The following is a 16,629-nucleotide window of genomic DNA, read 5'->3' as shown; positions in this document are numbered from 1 at the left end:
TGGAAATAAAATTTCAATTTTCATTCAATAATTTCATTCAAAAATGAAATTTTATTGCGAAAGGCGCTATGAATTCAGGTATCATCGAGCTTACCAAACTTGATACAAGAAAGATACTTATCAATCCGGCGGCCATAGAAAGCGTTGAGGCCAATCCGGATACTGTGATCATTCTTACGACCGGACGCAAGCTTCTTGTAAAAGAGAAGCTTGAAGAAATATACACTAAGATTAACGGTGGACATTAAATTTTTTTCAGATGAGGGGTAAATGCTGTGGATATTGCGTCAATTATCGGTGTAGCAATGGGTATTATTCTGATGCTTCTGGGTATTATCACATCCGGTGGTATTCAGACCGTAGGAAACTTTTTGGATGTACCGTCTGCTCTTATCACTATCGGTGGATCTAACATGGCGGTTCTTGCGTCAAGAAGTATTCCGGAATATGTTGGGGCTTTAAAAAGTTATACAATGATCTTTAAGGTGGCTGCGAATGATACCAAGGGTGTCATCAAGCAGATCATCGATCTTTCCAATACAGCCAGAAAAGAAGGTTTGCTTGCTCTGGAAGAAGCTGCGGGCGCACTTGACGATCCTTTTATGAAAAAGGGCGTTATGCTTATCGTTGACGGTACCGAGCCTGAGCTTGTTAAGAGCATTCTTGAGGCTGAGATTGATTCCATGGCCGACAGGCACAAATCCAATTATTCTGTTTTTGAAGATATCGCAGCTCAGGGTCCTGCTTGGGGTATGATCGGTACCCTTATCGGACTTGTTAACATGCTTAATGATATGAGTGATGCGTCCAAGATCGGTCCTTCCATGGCGGTTGCTCTTATCACTACTTTGTATGGATCTATCGTAGCGAACTGGTTCTGTTTCCCTGCTGCGGGTAAATTGAAGGCAAGAAGTAATGCCGAATATATGGCTAAGAGTATTGTTATCGAGGGTCTCCTTTCCATTCAGGCAGGAGAGAACCCACGTGTTACCGAAGAGAAGCTTAAATCATTCCTTTCACCTGCCGACAGAGCGGCTTATGAAGCTGATAACGGCGGCGGTGCTACTGAGGGAGGCGCAGAGTGATGGCAAAAAAAGCGGAAGAAGTAAAACCCGGCGCACCGGCCTGGACCGCGACGTTTGGCGATCTGATGAACCTTCTTTTGTGCTTCTTCGTTTTGCTTTTCTCCATGTCAACTATGGATGCCGCAAAATTCGAAGAGGTTGCCGCTTCGTTTAGTTCTGCTTTTGGTATTTTTTCAGGCGGAGAGATGGCGATAGGTCAGGGTGCACTTATAGGAGACGGTGTTTCGCAGTTAACCGAGCTTTCAAGCTATATTACATCTATGGGACTTGCACAGAGCGGTGACGATTCCGATTCGGAAGAAGCTGCCGTGGGCGACATGGAACAAGCGGAGCTTTTGGAGGCTGCGGAAGAAGAACAGCTGGAGGCATCTCAGGAACTTGCAGAACAGATCGAGAAGGCTCTTGAAGAAGAACAGATTCAGAATGATGTAGATCTTAATTATACAAGCCAGTATGTACAGCTTACGATCCAAGGTTCGATTCTTTTCGATTCAGGTAAGACATATCTTAAGGAAGATGCGATTCCTGTTATCGACAAACTCGGACAGGTTCTTGAAACATATGCGGGCGGTACGATTGAGATCGAAGGTCATACAGATAATGTTCCGATGACTTCCGGAGGAAAATATTCCAATAATGATGAACTTAGTTCCGGAAGAGCGCTTTCCGTATTTTACTACCTTGTAGAAAATACGAATCTCGATCCGGCCAATCTGATACATACGGGGCGCGGCGAATATAGCCCGATAGCCGACAATTCGACGGATGAGGGACGTGCTCGTAACAGAAGAGTAGAGATAAAGATTTATAATCCGCTTAGTTCTTCATATTAACAAAGAGGGGGATCAATCCTATATGAAAAAGAATCTATTATCGATAATCATCTTGGCACTACTGGTTGTAAACATTGCTATGACAGGCTTCATGCTTCTTTCGGTGATGACAACCAATTCGCAGACGGCTAAGCTTGTTTCCGATATTGCTGCAGCTCTTGAGCTTGAAGCCAGCGGCGGAGCAGGCGGTGGTTTTTCACCTGATAACACGGGAGTCGTTGAGGTATCCAATATCGCGACATTCGGATTTACAGGCCAGGATAAGCTTACAATCAACCTTAAGCCCGGTGCTGACAGCAAGTCACACTACATGGTTGTTGAAGTTGTATTTTCAATGAATACCGCAAGCCCTGATTACGCAACCTATGGTTCAAGCGAATCACTTGCGGGAACAAGAGATCTTGTAAAATCTCAGATAACCAACGTTCTTTCCAAGTATACGATGGAAGAACTTCAGGCTGATACAGAGGCGGCCAGAGCTGAGATTCTTGAGGGAGTTCAGACACTTTACGGTTCAGCATTTATATATGATGTAACCTTTAGCAGTATTTTGTATAACTAATTATCATCTGATTTGCTTATGTTTAGTGTAATTCAGAGGAAGGAGAACCAATTTGAGTGAAGTACTGTCACAAAATGAAATAGATGGTCTGTTGGCAGCACTTAACAGCGGTGAACTTGATGTAGATCAAATGCAGGCGGCGGACGAGAAGAAAGTCAAGGATTACGACTTTAAACGACCTGCCAAGTTCTCTAAGGAACACCTCAGAACGCTTGAGATGATCTACGAACATTACGGAAGATTATTATCCACCACATTGCCGTTATATCTTCGAAAAAATGTTGTGGTTACGGTAGCCAATTCCGAGACCGTTACATATTCGGAATTCAGCAATGCCCTTTCCAATCCTGTAATCCTGGGAGTTATAAGTTTTCTTCCTTTACAGGGAAACATTATTTTGGAGTTGCAGGCAAATATAGGTTTTTCTTTTATCGACAGAATGCTTGGAGGTAGCGGAGGAACCTTGGATAGGCCCCGTCCGTTCACCGATATTGAGATGCCGCTTATTGAGAAGCTTGTTACTATCTGCATGCAACTTATGGTTGAGCCATGGCAGAACGTTGTAGCGATCAACCCCGTTATGGAGAGAATTGAGACCAATCCGCAGTTTGCGCAGGTTATATCGCCTACGGACATGATTGCGATCGTAACGCTCAACATCAAGATCGGAGAGACAGAAGGACTTATGAATGTATGTCTTCCGTATTTCACGCTTGAGAGTGTAATGGACAAGCTTAATACCAAGTTCTGGTTTTCAACAATGCAGAAGAACACCGATGAGAGCTTTGACGAATATATCGAGGCGATGGTCAAACACGTTGATGTGCCTGTTAAAGCGGTTCTCGGAAGGTGTAACGTCTCGGTCAATGATTTTGTTCATCTTCAGGCCGGAGACATCATAAGACTTGATAACAGAGTTAATACGGATATGCAGGTATATGTCGGTAATCTGTATAAATTTACCGCATTGCCGGGTACGACAAAAGATAAATACGCCGTCAGGATCACGTCGGTCGTAAGAGAGGAGGAAGAGTAGGAGCATGGATGGAATGTTATCTCAAGATGAAATAAATGCTTTATTGTCCGGTATGGATACATCAGCCGGTGGGGATGCTCCCGCTACAGATGCCGCCGATGGCGCAGCACCTGAACCTGCAGCTCCTGCAGCTACGGTAGGAGGTGGAGATATAGACGAATCGCTTCTTACCGATTCAGAGAAGGATGCGATTGGTGAAGTTGCCAACATAAGCATGGGTTCGTCTGCAACAACACTTTACTCTCTCGTAAATCAGAAGGTTAATATTACAACCCCTCAGGTTGAACTGGCCAATTGGGAGAATGTAATAAACAATTATGAGAGGCCTTGTGTATTCATTCAGATCAAATATACACAGGGACTTGACGGAACCAACATCCTCATTCTTAAAGAGCGTGATGTTATGGTCATCACAGACCTGATGATGGGAGGAGACGGTACCAATATTGAAGGTGAGATCGGAGAATTGCAGCTTTCAGCTATCTCTGAAGCAATGAACCAGATGATGGGTGCTGCTGCCACATCACTTTCAACCATGATCAATTCAAAGGTTGATATCAGCCCTCCGTCTGCGACAGTACTTGATATGATCAATGACGATCCTTCGGATATCGCTGATTTTCTTACAGGTACTTTTGTAAAAATTTCCTTTAAGATGCAAGTCGGTGAACTCGTTGATTCCACTCTTATGCAGTTATATCCCGTGGAATTTGCAAAAGAGTTAAAAGACACCGTTATCACTGCAGAGAATAAGACTTCCGGTGAGCAGAACGCTGAAGCTGAAGCAGCTCCCGCACCTGCACCGGCACCTGCACCCGCTCCGGCGCCTACACCTATGCCTGCTCCAGATGCTTCGGCTATGGGCGCTCAGCCTATGCCTCAGATGGGAATGCCTCAGATGCAGATGGCAATGCCGCAGATGCAGATGGCACCTCAGATGATGAATATGAATATACAGCCTGCTCAGTTCCAGACGTTTGCAGGCGGTACAACCATCATGGCGGGCGGCGAGAATATCGGTATCATCAAGGATGTACCTCTCGAAGTTACGGTTGAACTCGGAAGAACGGCAAAGCCAATTTCCGATATCCTTGATTTTGCTCCGGGTACCATCATTGAGCTTGATAAAGTGGCCGGTGAACCCGTGGATGTTCTTGTAAACGGTAAGTTTGTTGCCAAAGGCGAGGTAGTAGTTATCGAAGAAAGCTTTGGTGTCAGGGTTACAGAGATAGTTCAGTAATTTAGTTAATATACAATTCGGAGAAAGCGGTATGTCCGGTGATTCATACTTACAATTTATAGTGATACTCATTATATTTGTCGGAATCTTGGCACTTACCTATTATGTCACTAAGTGGATGGCAGGGTATCAGAAGACCAAGAGTATTGGCTGCAATATTGAAGTAATAGAGACTTCAAGAATATCTGCGACCAAATATGTTCAGATCGTCAGAATAGGCGACAAATATATGGCCATCGGAGTCGGTAAAGACGAGATTACCGCTTTGTGCGAGGTTTCCAAGGATTCTCTTTTGATAAAAGAGGAACCGGAAAACAATATGAGTTTTAAAGAAATTCTTGAAAAAATAAAAGGCGAGATTAAGAAGTAATATGAAAATGAAGTGGGGAGACATTAAAAAGAATAAATATATTTTGGCACAAATTAAGAAGTGCCTTCTTTGTGTCACTCTGACAGCGCTTTTGTCTTGTTTTCTTGGATTTGCGATTCCTTCCACCGCTCATGCAACGGAAAATGTTGTGGACAGCACAACACCCACAGATCCAACCAGAGACAGAGACTCTAATCTTACGGGTTCGCAAGATGAGAGGACCAATATTACGGACCCTGGAAGTTCGGAAGATCCCGACGATCTTAAGAAACTTAATATTGCCAATACCGTTACGGTAACTTACGACAACGGAAACGGCTCTCTGAACGGCGCCTTGAGGATACTTATTACTCTGACGCTGATTTCGCTTGCGCCGACACTTCTTGTAATGATGACTTCTTTTACAAGAATCGTCATTGCGCTTCATTTTACGAGAACCGCCATAGGTACCCAGACATCACCGCCCAATATCGTGATGATAGGTATAGCTCTTTTCATGACTCTTTTCATCATGCAACCGACTCTTACCGAAGTTTATAATGATGCTGTCATACCTTTTGAGAACGGACAGATGGATCAAAAAGAGTTTATCGATACAGCAATGGGACCGTTTAGACAGTTTATGTACGGACAGACGCAGACTAAGGACGTTAGGCTCTTTATGGAAATTGACCATATAGAGTGGGACGGAGAGCTTGAGAGCATTCCGAACGTCGTTCTTATTCCGAGTTTTATTGTAAGTGAGCTCAGAACAGCCTTTATTATAGGCTTCCTGATATATGTACCATTTATTGTTATCGATATGGTCGTGGCTTCGGTGCTTATGAGTATGGGTATGATGATGCTACCGCCTACCACGATCTCGATGCCGTTTAAGATCCTTCTTTTTGTTCTTGCGGACGGTTGGAGCCTTATTATCGGTAACCTTGTTAAGTCGTTTTATTAGTTACTTTAGTTTGGAAAGGAGGAGATATATATGATCACAATGTCCGATATCAATACAATCGTTAACGGAGCGCTTTTTCTTGTTATCAAGATGTCTCTTCCGGTACTTTTGACTTCGATGATAATCGGTCTTGTAATTTCTATATTCCAGACCGTTACTTCTATTCAGGAGCAGACACTTACCTTTGTGCCTAAGGTAATCGGCGTGTTTGTAATGATCATGCTTATTGGTAACTGGATGCTCACAGAGCTTTCGGGATATATTACGCAGCTTTGGTCCGATTTTTCGCAGTATGTTCGCTAGATAGTGGGATAAACAGATGATCGATTATTCTTTTAGCTACGGCGACCTTGAAGTATTTCTTTTGATACTTGCAAGGATTACAAGTTTTATATTTGTTTGTCCGTTTTTTGGAGGAAGGCAGACACCGAATCTTGTAAAGGTTGGTTTCGGGATCATGCTTTCCGTGCTTGTTTACGGAGCGGTGCCTTTTTATCCGCCTAATTACAACACGATCATCGGATACACGGTTATTGTGTTAAAAGAGGTTATTACAGGCTTCCTTGTCGGTTACGCCGTTCAGTTATGCGAGATGATAGTTAATTTCGCCGGTCAGATTGTTGATATGCAGATAGGTCTTTCAATGGTCAATCTTTTTGATCCCGCGACCAATCAGCAGGTGACCATAACGGGCTCCTTGTATTCACAGGTGCTTACGGTAGCTCTTTTGTTATCCGGGATGTACAGGTTTATCTTAAGCGCACTTGTTGATACTTTTACACTGATCCCGATAAACGGTGCGGTTATTCACGCTGACAGAATGCTTGATTCGGTTGTATTGTTCCTTAGGGACTACATTGTTATCGGATTTAGAATAGCTCTCCCAATATTTATTATTACGTTTATAACCAATGTAATCTTGGGAGTTCTTGCTAAGGTTTCACCTCAGATGAACATGTTCTCTGTAGGTATTCAGATCAAGATTGTCATCGGACTTATGGTTATGTTCATAACGGTTTCGATGCTTGGCGATGCTTCCAATTTCATTTTTATAAACATGAAGGAGCTGATGCATAACTTTGTTTACAGTATGCAAAGCGGATGATAATTTGTTGTACGAACCGCTGTTAATTGCATATGATCTGCAGTTTTTTGCAGAGGACGCCAACGGTGCCGAAAAGACCGAGGAGCCTACTGCCAAAAAGCTTGATGATGCAAGAAAAGAAGGTCAGGTTGCAAAGAGCCAGGAAGTTGCGACTGCCTTTAGTTTGCTTGCACTTTTTATTATTTTAAGGCTCTTTTATGCGACAATGGGTGCCAATTTCCACAAGATGTTCGAAAGGGTATACAACGATATTCCCAATGTTGCAAGGACATATGACGGATACCTTCCGGTTGCGACACTTAGTGCAATCGTTAAGAATGCAATGTTGCAGCTGCTTATTCTTTGTGCGCCGTTCTTTGGCGTAGGATTTTTGGTCGCATTTATCTGCGATTACGTTCAGGTTGGATATAAGCCGACTTCAAAACCGTTACAGCCTAAGCTTTCCAAGCTTAATCCCGTTTCGGGACTTAAGAAGATCTTTTCCGCAAGAAAGCTTTTCGAGCTGGCAAAGTCATTACTTAAGCTTGCGCTTATGGCTATTGTCATTTATACGTTTTTTAAAGCAAGGACGGAATCGCTGTTTCTTTTGTATGACATTCCTTTAAAGAGCGCGATCGGACTGATGGGTAATCTTATATTTGACCTGGGCACGAGGATTGCTGTCGCATATATGGTCATAGCTTTTGCGGATCTGATCTATCAGAAGCGTAAGTTCAGGAAAGACATGATGATGACCAAACAGGAAGTAAAGGACGAGTTCAAGAATTCGGAAGGAAGTCCCGAGGTTAAGTCTGCGCAGAAGAGAAGGATGATGGAAGCATCCAGAAGGCGTATGATGCAGTCGATTCCGCAGGCCGATGTTGTCATCACGAACCCGACGCATTACGCCGTTGCGATCAAATACGATGCGGAAGAAGCCGATGCTCCTATTGTTGTCGCAAAGGGTGCGGATTATGTTGCTCAGAAGATAAAAGAGCTTGCTAAGGACAATGACGTTGAGATTGTTGAAAATAAGCCGCTTGCGCGTATGCTATATGCAAATGTGGAAGTCGGAGAGATGGTTCCGCCGGAGCTGTATAAGGCGGTTGCCGAGGTTCTTGCTTATGTATATCACTTGAAGGGCAAGATCTGATATTGTTTTTGTTTAGTTTTTAATACTGACAGGGAAAGGAGGAAATGGCATGGATACAAAGAAAATAATGAATCGTGTTTATGATTACGGCCTTGCGCTTTATATCGTTGCGGCTGTAGTAATGCTTATCATTCCTCTTCCCGATTGGTTTTTGGATATTTTGCTTGCGTTTGATATGTCGATTTCCTTTGTGATCATGTTTACGGCTATGTTCGCTCAGGACGTACTCGATATGTCATTCTTCCCTACGATACTTCTTTTCACGACCATATTCAGGATCGCACTTAACGTATCGTCTACAAGACTTATTCTTACGCAGGGAAGCGCGGGACAGGTTATTGAAGTATTCGGTTCCTTCGTTGGTGGAGGCGACCTTATTGTAGGTGCGATCATCTACATAATCCTTATTATCGTTCAGCTTATGGTCATCAACAAAGGTTCCGAGCGTGTAGCTGAAGTATCTGCTCGTTTCACATTGGATGCTATGCCCGGTAAACAGATGGCTATCGACGCCGACCTAAATACCGGCGCGATATCGGATGAAGAAGCTAAACAAAGAAGACAGAAGATCCAGGACGAGGCAAGCTTCTTCGGAGCTATGGACGGTGCTACCAAGTACGTTAAGGGAGATGCTACCGCCGGTCTTATCATCACCGCGGTCAACCTTCTCGGCGGTATCGCCATGGGTGTTGTCCGTATGGGAATGGATGTCAACACCGCTATAAATACTTATTCGATTCTTACCATGGGTGACGGTCTTGTAAGTTCTATTCCTTCACTCATGATTTCTATGTCTACAGGTATTCTGGTAACCAAGGGCTCTAAAGAGGCTGACTTTGGTCATGTACTTATCGGGCAGCTGTTTGGAATGCCTAAGACTTTGTACCTTGTAGGCGGCGTAGTTGCGGGACTTGGTATTTTGTCACCTCTTCCGACACTTCTTTATGTTACTTTCGGTGCCGGATTTATCTTTATGGGAAGAGTTGCAAGCCAGACAATTGAAGAAGTCGCTACGGAAGGAGAAGTTGCGACACCTGAAGAACAGCAGGCTGAGGAGATCAGACAACCCGAGAATGTCACGAGCCTGTTGCAGGTTGATCCTATCGAGCTTGAGTTTGGTTACGGTATCATTCCTCTTGCCGATGTCAATCAGGGCGGAGACCTTCTTGACCGAGTTGTTATGATCAGGCGTCAGGTAGCGCTTGAACTAGGTACTGTGGTTCCGATTATTCGACTTCGTGATAATATTCAGTTGAATCCTAATCAATATATCATTAAAATTAAAGGTATACAGGTGAGTGACGGAGAGATTCTTTTCGACCATTACATGGCTATGAATCCGGGTCACGTTGAAGATGAGATCACCGGTATTCCTACATTTGAGCCTTCTTTCCATCTTCCTGCGATTTGGATAACAGAGGGCCAGAGAGAAAGAGCGGAGAGTCTTGGCTATACTGTAGTCGATCCGCCGTCTATTATCGCTACGCACTTAACTGAGATTATCAGAGAACATATTTCCGAGCTTATGACCAGGCAGGATGTTCAGAATCTTATCGATAATCTCAAAGAGAGCAATGCTGCTCTTGTTGAAGAGCTTGTTCCTAAGCTTATGAGCCTTGGTGAGATTGAGAAGGTACTTCAAAATCTACTGAAAGAAGGCATATCTATCAGAGATCTTGTTACTATTTTTGAGACGCTTGCTGATTTCGCACCCTCAACACATGATCCAGATATCCTTACGGAATATGTTCGTCAGAGTCTTAAGAGGGCGATATCAAACAAGTTCTTTATGCCTGGAGAAACTACAAGTGTTGTGACACTGGATCCCAAGATAGAGCAAGAGATCATGAACAGCGTAAAACAGACCGAGACAGGTGCTTATCTGACTTTGGATCCCGCTCGCACCAAATCGATACTTGCATCTGTGGGAGAGCAGGTCAAGAAGCTTGAGGATGCCGGAAAACAGGCCATTATCATGGCATCGCCTATCGTGCGAATGTATTTTAAGAAAATGACGGAAGATTACTACAAGGATCTTGTGGTGATTTCTTATAACGAAGTAGAAGCTAACATTGAATTACAATCTGTGGGGATGGTAACGGCATAATATGATTATCAAAAAGTATGTTGGAAAAACTGAAAGTGAGGCTGTTGAGGAGGCAAAAAAGGAGCTCGGACCAAACATCGTTGTGATGAATGTAAGACCCCTTAAAAAGAAAGGTATCTTGTCTCTTTTCCAGACTCAAAAGATCGAAGTGACTGTTGCACTCGAGGAGGAGACGGAGAGACCTATGAGGACATATTCTCCGCAAAAGAGTTCGTCACATGACAGCGCTCAGAGAGATACGGTTGTAGCTGCGACCGCTACCGCAACCAAGGTGCGCGAAGTCAAGGAAGACAACAGTGCGATCGAGGAGAAGCTTGATAACTTAAGCTCTCTTCTTGAAAAAAATATTCTTAAAAACGAAAAAGATGAACCTTCGGAAGATAAGAAAGAGGTAAAAGAAAAGGATACCAAGCAGAAGTCTCAGATTAATGCAGCCGGTAACGATATATCCGAAGAGACCCTCTCTTTTATCAAATTGTTATATAATACTCTTATAGAGAATGAGGTAGATGAGATCTATGTAAATCAGCTCACGGATGAGGTTGAGAAGGTTAGTAAGCCGGGACTTCCTTTTGATTTTGCGCTTGCAAACGTATATCAGAAGATGGTTCTTAAGTTTGGTAAGTCAGAGCCTATCGACACGGAAAAAGAAGGTCCGAGAGCTGAGATATTTATTGGACCTACGGGTGTCGGTAAGACAACTACGATCGCCAAGCTTGCTTCCGAGCTTTCTGTAACCAAAAAGAAGAAGGTAGCTCTTTTAACTGTTGATACATACAGAATTGCCGCAGCCGAGCAGCTTCGTACTTATGCATCAATTCTTGAGATACCTTTCAGAGTCATATATTCCGTTGACGAAATGAAGCAGGCAGCTGAGGATTTCAAGGACTATGACTATATCATGGTCGATACCGCAGGACATTCTCTTAAGAATGAAGAGCTTAAGAAAGATGTCGAGAACTTCATCAGATGTCTTGAGGATGTCATGGAGTGCGAGAATTTCCTTGTTCTTTCGGCGACTACAAAATATCGCGACCTTATTGAGATTGCGGATGCTTATTCACAGATGGTTGCTTATAAGCTTATTTTTACCAAGATGGATGAAACAGGTGCCAAGGGTAATCTTTACAATATCAGGATGCATACCGGCGCACCCGTTGCCTATATAACCAACGGTCAGAACGTTCCTGATGATATCGCCGTATTCGATGCGCAAAGAATCGTCAAGAATCTTCTGGGAGGAAAGAGTTAATCTACATCATAGTTCGGGGAAAGCATTATGGATCAGGCGCAGCAACTTAGAAATATTATTAAAAATTCAAATAAGCCCCAAAGACCTCTTGCCAGGATCATCACTGTAACAAGCGGTAAGGGAGGCGTTGGTAAATCCAACGTTTCCATCAATCTTGCGATACAGTTTCGCAAGATGGGTAAAAGAGTCATCATTCTGGACGCGGACTTTGGACTTGCAAATATTGAGATCATGTTTGGCACGGTTCCCAAGCATAATCTCTGTGATCTTATTTATCAGGGTAAGAATATTAAAGATATCATCACCTGGGGACCCGAGGGTGTCGGCTTTATATCCGGCGGTTCGGGAATTTCGGGAATGTATAACTTAAGCAGGGATTATCTTGTATATATTATTGTCAATCTGGCAGAGCTCGACGCTATAGCTGATATAATAATAATAGATACTGGTGCCGGCATTTCGGATGCTGTTATGGAATTCCTTGTTGCAAGCGGTGAGATCATTCTTGTGACCACACCGGAGCCGACATCGATCACTGATTCGTATTCTCTTTTGAAAGCACTTAATCAGTCACCCAGATTCTCGAGAGAGAACACACAGGTCAAGGTCGTATCAAACAGGGTGTCTTCCGATGACGAAGGGCAACAGCTCTTTAATAAGCTTAACGCCGTTGTTGCCAGATATCTTAAATTGCCGCTTAATTACATGGGTGCTATTCCGCAAGATCAATATCTTGCAAAGAGTGTTATGCAGCAGTCGCCGGTATCGCTTCAATATCCCAATGCCAAATCGGTAAAGGCATTTGAAAACATAGCCGGTCAGCTTATGAATCCCGGCGATGCCGAGCAGGTTAAGCAAAGGGGCATGGCTGCTTTCTTTTCACATATCATTACGGGAAGAAAGCTTTCGGCGACTCAGCCCAAAGCGGCTGAAGCCAAGGTGATCAACTAATTATTACTTTACTTATAATCAGATTCAGAATGGAGATTACTGATATTTATGCTCACGGATTACATTTCACCCGGAAACAGGGTTGAATTAAAAGCCACCGGAAAGATCTGGATGGACGAGGATATGCGGACAAGGCATATCTACATGAGTAAAATAATGGATGTTACGTCGGATGACAGGATAGAGGTACTGATGCCTTATGAAAAAGGGAAACTCGTCCTGCTTCCCGTTGACGGTGAATACAGTCTTTGTTTTTACAGCCCGAGAGGACTTTTTCAGTGCTATTCGAGGATTGTAGACAGATACAGAAGCGACAACATGTATATTCTGGTGCTTGATCTTACAAGCCAGCTTCAGAAACTTCAAAGGAGGGAATATTACAGATTCAGTTGCGCTCTTGAATTAAAATCAAGAATCTGCTCCAAAGAGGAGCTGGAGGCATTTGAAAACAACAGAAAATATCTTGTCGATAACAACAAGAATCAGCTTCAGAGAAGCGTAGTTGTTGATATAAGCGGCGGCGGACTTAGGTTCGTATCCAATTTCAGATATGAAGAAGGCAGTACCATATATTGCTCATATCGTTTACCCGGAAACGTAAATGATAAAGAATATGAGATGATTTGCAGTATCCTGAAGGTTCAAGAGCTTGAAAGCAGACCGGGACTTTTTGAACATCGTATCCAATATGTGTATATTGATGAGACTTCCAGAGAAGATATTATCCATTTTATCTTTGAAGAAGAACGAAAAATCAGAAAGAAGCAAACATAATTATGAAAAAAATTTTGTTAATTGATGACTCTGCACTCATGAGAACGGTTCTAAGTGATATCATTAATTCAGATTCAAGATTCCAGGTGGCTGACAAGGCCCGTGACGGAGTCGAAGGTCTGGAGCTCCTTAAGAAGAATTCGTATGATGCCGTAGTACTTGATATTAACATGCCTAGGATGGACGGAATCACGATGCTCAAAGAGCTCAACAAGCTGGGAATCAAGGCTAAGATTATGATGGCCAGCACCGATACCAAAGAAGGTGCGAAGGTCACTCTCGACTGTCTTGATCTCGGAGCCTTGGACTTTGTACACAAACCTGACAGAGCATCTGAGTGTAAGGGCGATGAATTCAGTAAACATTTCATCGATACGCTTGCGGCTGTGGCAGACAGTAAAATGCCTGTTACAAACAAGGCTTTTTCTTTCGAAGAGGTCAAGGAATCACGCAAGGTAGTTGAACTGGTTACTAAATCCGCCGGAAAGATCACAGGTAACAGAATCGTTGCCATCGCCAGCTCTACCGGTGGACCTCGTGCACTTCAGAGCGTTATACCCAAGCTTCCAAAAAATATAAAAACACCTATTGTTCTGGTTCAGCACATGCCGGAAGGATTCACGGCTTCACTTGCCGAGAGACTCGATTCTCTTTCGGAAGTAAGAGTTAAAGAGGCTGCCGAAGGAGACGTTTTGGAAGTCGGAACCGTCTATATCTCAAGAGGCGGAAAGCATATGCACATAGTTAAGAACGGTTCAAAGAGCGTTGTTCACTATGTGGACGGACCCACAAGAGAAGGCGTAAGGCCTTGCGCTAACTTTATGTATGAATCTCTTATGGATTCGGATTATGACGAAATATGCTGTGTTGTTCTTACAGGAATGGGAGCTGACGGCACGGAAGGAATCAAGAATCTAAAATCTAAGAAAAAAGTTCACGTGATCGGACAGGAAGAAAGTACCTGTACCGTTTACGGAATGCCCAAAGCAGTAGCAGTAGCCGGGCTTGTCGATCAGGTTGTAAAGCTTGACGATGTGGCTCAGGAAATAATAATGAATGTCGGCGTGAACTAGGTTTTTAGTTTCTTATTTTCTTACGGAGGTAAATAGGTTATGGATGTTTCCCAGTATCTAAGTGTCTTTCTTGACGAAGCAAAGGAGCACCTTCAGTCCCTCAATGATAACATTATGACTCTCGAGCAGGATCCTGAGAATGAGGATTGTATCAATGAGATTTTCAGATCCGCTCACTCCATGAAGGGTATGGCCGGTACTATGGGTTATACCAGAATGCAGAATCTTACACATGACATGGAAGATGTATTCTCTGACGTTCGTGCCGGTAAGATTAAGATCAAATCTGAAATGATCGATATCTTGCTTCAGTGTCTTGACGCGATTCAGGGTTATGTTGACAACATTACCGAGAATCAGGACGAAGGTACGGAGGAACACCAGAATATCATAAAAGCTCTCGGAGATATCAGAAACGGTACTCTCGGAGCATCGGGTGATGCCGCTCCGGCAGCTTCAGATTCGGCACCTGCCGAAGAGCCTGCTGAAAGTTCCGCTCCCGGATCCGATCCCGCATCGGATTACAGAGCAATACGTCTTGATTCTTCTGCAAGATCAACTCTTGAAGAAGCTAAGAATCAGGGCAAAAAAATCTACGGCATTACCGTACATATTATGGAATCCTGTATTTTGAAGGCTGCAAGAGGCTTCCTTGTATTTAAGGGCCTTGAAGATGTCGGCGAGATCGTCGTATCAGAGCCCAATACACAGGATATTGAAGATGAGAAATTCGATTTTTCTTTCAGTCTCATTCTTATTTCTGATGAGTCAAAAGAAAAGATTGAAGAAATAGTTAAATCAGTTTCCGAGGTTGAAGGCTGTGATGTCGGTGAATTTGATCTAAACGGTGCTAAGGGATCCGATGATAAAGAAGAAGCTTCTTCCGAAGCTTCAACTGCGGCAGCTCCCACAGCCGGAACACCCGCACCCGCAGCGGTTAATACACCTGCACCCGCAGCTGCAGCCGGTGGCGCAAAGAAGCCTGTCGGTAAGCCTGTGGTTAACAGAACGGTTCGTGTAGATATCGAAAAACTCGATGTACTTATGAACCTTGTAAGTGAGCTTATCATTGCCAAGAACTCACTTATTTCCGCAGCCAATTCTTCTGGTGTCAGCAACGGAAACGTTAATGAACAGATTGAATATCTTGAGAGCGTAACGACTAACCTTCATGAATCAGTCATGAAAGTTCGAATGGTTCCTATCGAGAGCGTTCTCCAGAAATTCCCTCGTATGATCAGAGATCTTAACAAGACTCTGGGTAAGAAGATGGAACTTACCATGACCGGTGAAGATACAGAGATGGACAGAACCGTGGTTGATGAGATCGGTGATCCTTTGATGCACCTTATCAGAAACAGTGCCGATCACGGTATTGAGTCTGCTGAACTTCGTGCCGAGAGAGGTAAGCCTGAAGTAGGACAGATCTTCTTACACGCTTTCCAGGACGGTAACAGCGTTGTTATCGAGGTAGGCGATGACGGTAACGGTATTGATGCTGAGGCCGTTAAGAACAAAGCTATTGAAAAGGGCGTTGTTTCTGCTGAGCAGGCAGCTCTTTTAACTGATAAACAGTGCGTTGAACTTCTTTTCCATCCCGGATTCTCAACTGCTAAGCAGGTATCCGAGATCTCAGGAAGAGGCGTCGGACTTGACGTTGTTAAGTCCAAGGTTGAGTCACTTTCCGGTGAAGTATCCGTTAAGACCAAGCTTGGCGAAGGTTCAACATGGGTTATCAGATTACCTCTTACGCTTGCTATTATCCAGGCTCTCATGGTTATCATCGGAGAAGAGAAATATGCAATTCCTCTTGATTCAATTCAGAGTATTGAGGATGTTTCTCCCGCAGACCTTAAGCTTGTTGAGAACAGAGAGGTTATTAACTTAAGAGGAAGCGTTACACCTATCGTCAGACTTAATGAGGTTCTTGACACAGAATCCACCAAGGCTCCCGAGGATGATATGGTTGTTGTTATTGCAAGAAAGGGTGACCAGCAGGTCGGACTTGTAATTGACGAACTTATGGGACAGCAAGAGATTGTTATCAAGCCTCTTGGCAAGTACACCAATAAGTGCAAGCTTATAAGCGGTGCTACTATCCTTGGTGATGGTGAGATAGCTCTTATTCTTGATACTAATTCAATTTTCTGATCGTAGTTTAAT

Annotated in this window: 17 protein-coding genes; all 17 read left to right on the top strand. The window is 43.5% G+C overall.

What is annotated here, in order from left to right; all coding sequences use genetic code 11:
- The first annotated feature begins 68 nt into the window (after positions 1-68).
- From BM377_RS01790 to BM377_RS01710, 17 genes are read left to right on the top strand one after another with little or no spacing between them, the layout of a single operon-like run.
- A complete protein-coding gene (locus BM377_RS01790; RefSeq protein ID WP_242948065.1) occupies positions 69-248 on the top strand; it encodes a flagellar FlbD family protein in 180 nt (59 codons plus the stop codon).
- Positions 249-275: 27 nt separating this feature from the next.
- Complete coding sequence (locus BM377_RS01785; RefSeq protein ID WP_092242789.1) at positions 276-1,085, top strand: motility protein A; 810 nt, start codon at positions 276-278, stop codon at positions 1,083-1,085.
- The gene (locus BM377_RS01780; RefSeq protein WP_092242788.1) at positions 1,085-1,918 is read left to right on the top strand and encodes an OmpA/MotB family protein; all 834 of its coding nucleotides are present in this window, start codon (positions 1,085-1,087) and stop codon (positions 1,916-1,918) included. The genes BM377_RS01785 and BM377_RS01780 overlap by 1 nt, the downstream gene beginning before the upstream one ends.
- Before the next feature lie 22 nt (positions 1,919-1,940).
- On the top strand, positions 1,941-2,480 hold the full coding sequence (locus BM377_RS01775; protein ID WP_092242787.1) for a flagellar basal body-associated FliL family protein: 540 nt from the start codon (positions 1,941-1,943) through the stop codon (positions 2,478-2,480).
- A 52-nt stretch (positions 2,481-2,532) separates the two neighbouring features.
- The gene (gene fliM / locus BM377_RS01770; protein ID WP_092242786.1) at positions 2,533-3,516 is read left to right on the top strand and encodes a flagellar motor switch protein FliM; all 984 of its coding nucleotides are present in this window, start codon (positions 2,533-2,535) and stop codon (positions 3,514-3,516) included.
- A 4-nt stretch (positions 3,517-3,520) separates the two neighbouring features.
- Entirely contained in the window at positions 3,521-4,756 is a 1,236-nt protein-coding gene (fliY, locus tag BM377_RS01765; RefSeq protein ID WP_092242785.1) for a flagellar motor switch phosphatase FliY, read from the top strand.
- 31 nt (positions 4,757-4,787) lie between these two features.
- Positions 4,788-5,126 carry a flagellar biosynthetic protein FliO gene (locus BM377_RS01760; RefSeq protein WP_092242784.1) on the top strand — a complete coding sequence of 113 codons (339 nt, stop codon included), beginning with the start codon at positions 4,788-4,790 and terminating at the stop codon, positions 5,124-5,126.
- 1 nt (position 5,127) lies between these two features.
- Positions 5,128-6,072: a flagellar type III secretion system pore protein FliP gene (fliP, locus tag BM377_RS01755; RefSeq protein ID WP_092242781.1), complete on the top strand. Its 945-nt coding sequence runs from the start codon at positions 5,128-5,130 to the stop codon at positions 6,070-6,072.
- Between the two features lie 30 nt (positions 6,073-6,102).
- Positions 6,103-6,375: a flagellar biosynthesis protein FliQ gene (gene fliQ, locus BM377_RS01750; RefSeq protein ID WP_092242779.1), complete on the top strand. Its 273-nt coding sequence runs from the start codon at positions 6,103-6,105 to the stop codon at positions 6,373-6,375.
- A gap of 16 nt (positions 6,376-6,391) precedes the next feature.
- The gene (locus BM377_RS01745; RefSeq protein ID WP_092242777.1) at positions 6,392-7,177 is read left to right on the top strand and encodes a flagellar biosynthetic protein FliR; all 786 of its coding nucleotides are present in this window, start codon (positions 6,392-6,394) and stop codon (positions 7,175-7,177) included.
- Positions 7,178-7,184: 7 nt separating this feature from the next.
- A complete protein-coding gene (gene flhB / locus BM377_RS01740; RefSeq protein ID WP_242948064.1) occupies positions 7,185-8,309 on the top strand; it encodes a flagellar biosynthesis protein FlhB in 1,125 nt (374 codons plus the stop codon).
- Positions 8,310-8,358: 49 nt separating this feature from the next.
- Positions 8,359-10,416 (top strand): flagellar biosynthesis protein FlhA, encoded by a 2,058-nt coding sequence (flhA, locus tag BM377_RS01735; RefSeq protein WP_092242775.1) that lies wholly within the window; start codon positions 8,359-8,361, stop codon positions 10,414-10,416.
- A gap of 1 nt (position 10,417) precedes the next feature.
- Positions 10,418-11,668 (top strand): flagellar biosynthesis GTPase FlhF, encoded by a 1,251-nt coding sequence (flhF, locus tag BM377_RS01730; protein WP_092242773.1) that lies wholly within the window; start codon positions 10,418-10,420, stop codon positions 11,666-11,668.
- 27 nt (positions 11,669-11,695) lie between these two features.
- Positions 11,696-12,619 carry a MinD/ParA family protein gene (locus BM377_RS01725; RefSeq protein ID WP_092242772.1) on the top strand — a complete coding sequence of 308 codons (924 nt, stop codon included), beginning with the start codon at positions 11,696-11,698 and terminating at the stop codon, positions 12,617-12,619.
- Positions 12,620-12,667: 48 nt separating this feature from the next.
- The gene (locus BM377_RS01720; RefSeq protein ID WP_092242771.1) at positions 12,668-13,393 is read left to right on the top strand and encodes a flagellar brake protein; all 726 of its coding nucleotides are present in this window, start codon (positions 12,668-12,670) and stop codon (positions 13,391-13,393) included.
- 2 nt (positions 13,394-13,395) lie between these two features.
- On the top strand, positions 13,396-14,466 hold the full coding sequence (cheB, locus tag BM377_RS01715) for a chemotaxis-specific protein-glutamate methyltransferase CheB (protein ID WP_177223766.1): 1,071 nt from the start codon (positions 13,396-13,398) through the stop codon (positions 14,464-14,466).
- Positions 14,467-14,505: 39 nt separating this feature from the next.
- Positions 14,506-16,617, top strand: a complete 2,112-nt coding sequence (locus BM377_RS01710) for a chemotaxis protein CheA (RefSeq protein ID WP_092242769.1) — start codon at positions 14,506-14,508, stop codon at positions 16,615-16,617.
- Positions 16,618-16,629 lie beyond the last annotated feature (12 nt).

The sequence above is a fragment of the Butyrivibrio sp. INlla21 genome, assembly GCF_900116875.1.
Taxonomy (GTDB): domain Bacteria; phylum Bacillota; class Clostridia; order Lachnospirales; family Lachnospiraceae; genus Butyrivibrio.
This window is presented reverse-complemented; position numbering and strand designations above follow the sequence as displayed.

What these genes read in the sequence shown, in the direction of transcription:
- BM377_RS01760 (WP_092242784.1), top strand. Translation starts at nt 4,788, where the DNA reads ATGTCCGGTGATTCATACTTACAATTTATAGTGATACTCATTATATTT.
- flhA (WP_092242775.1), top strand. Translation starts at nt 8,359, where the DNA reads ATGGATACAAAGAAAATAATGAATCGTGTTTATGATTACGGCCTTGCG.
- fliQ (WP_092242779.1), top strand. Translation starts at nt 6,103, where the DNA reads ATGATCACAATGTCCGATATCAATACAATCGTTAACGGAGCGCTTTTT.
- BM377_RS01775 (WP_092242787.1), top strand. Translation starts at nt 1,941, where the DNA reads ATGAAAAAGAATCTATTATCGATAATCATCTTGGCACTACTGGTTGTA.
- cheB (WP_177223766.1), top strand. Translation starts at nt 13,396, where the DNA reads ATGAAAAAAATTTTGTTAATTGATGACTCTGCACTCATGAGAACGGTT.
- fliP (WP_092242781.1), top strand. Translation starts at nt 5,128, where the DNA reads ATGAAAATGAAGTGGGGAGACATTAAAAAGAATAAATATATTTTGGCA.
- BM377_RS01710 (WP_092242769.1), top strand. Translation starts at nt 14,506, where the DNA reads ATGGATGTTTCCCAGTATCTAAGTGTCTTTCTTGACGAAGCAAAGGAG.
- BM377_RS01725 (WP_092242772.1), top strand. Translation starts at nt 11,696, where the DNA reads ATGGATCAGGCGCAGCAACTTAGAAATATTATTAAAAATTCAAATAAG.
- BM377_RS01745 (WP_092242777.1), top strand. Translation starts at nt 6,392, where the DNA reads ATGATCGATTATTCTTTTAGCTACGGCGACCTTGAAGTATTTCTTTTG.
- fliY (WP_092242785.1), top strand. Translation starts at nt 3,521, where the DNA reads ATGGATGGAATGTTATCTCAAGATGAAATAAATGCTTTATTGTCCGGT.
- BM377_RS01720 (WP_092242771.1), top strand. Translation starts at nt 12,668, where the DNA reads ATGCTCACGGATTACATTTCACCCGGAAACAGGGTTGAATTAAAAGCC.
- flhF (WP_092242773.1), top strand. Translation starts at nt 10,418, where the DNA reads ATGATTATCAAAAAGTATGTTGGAAAAACTGAAAGTGAGGCTGTTGAG.
- BM377_RS01790 (WP_242948065.1), top strand. Translation starts at nt 69, where the DNA reads ATGAATTCAGGTATCATCGAGCTTACCAAACTTGATACAAGAAAGATA.
- BM377_RS01780 (WP_092242788.1), top strand. Translation starts at nt 1,085, where the DNA reads ATGGCAAAAAAAGCGGAAGAAGTAAAACCCGGCGCACCGGCCTGGACC.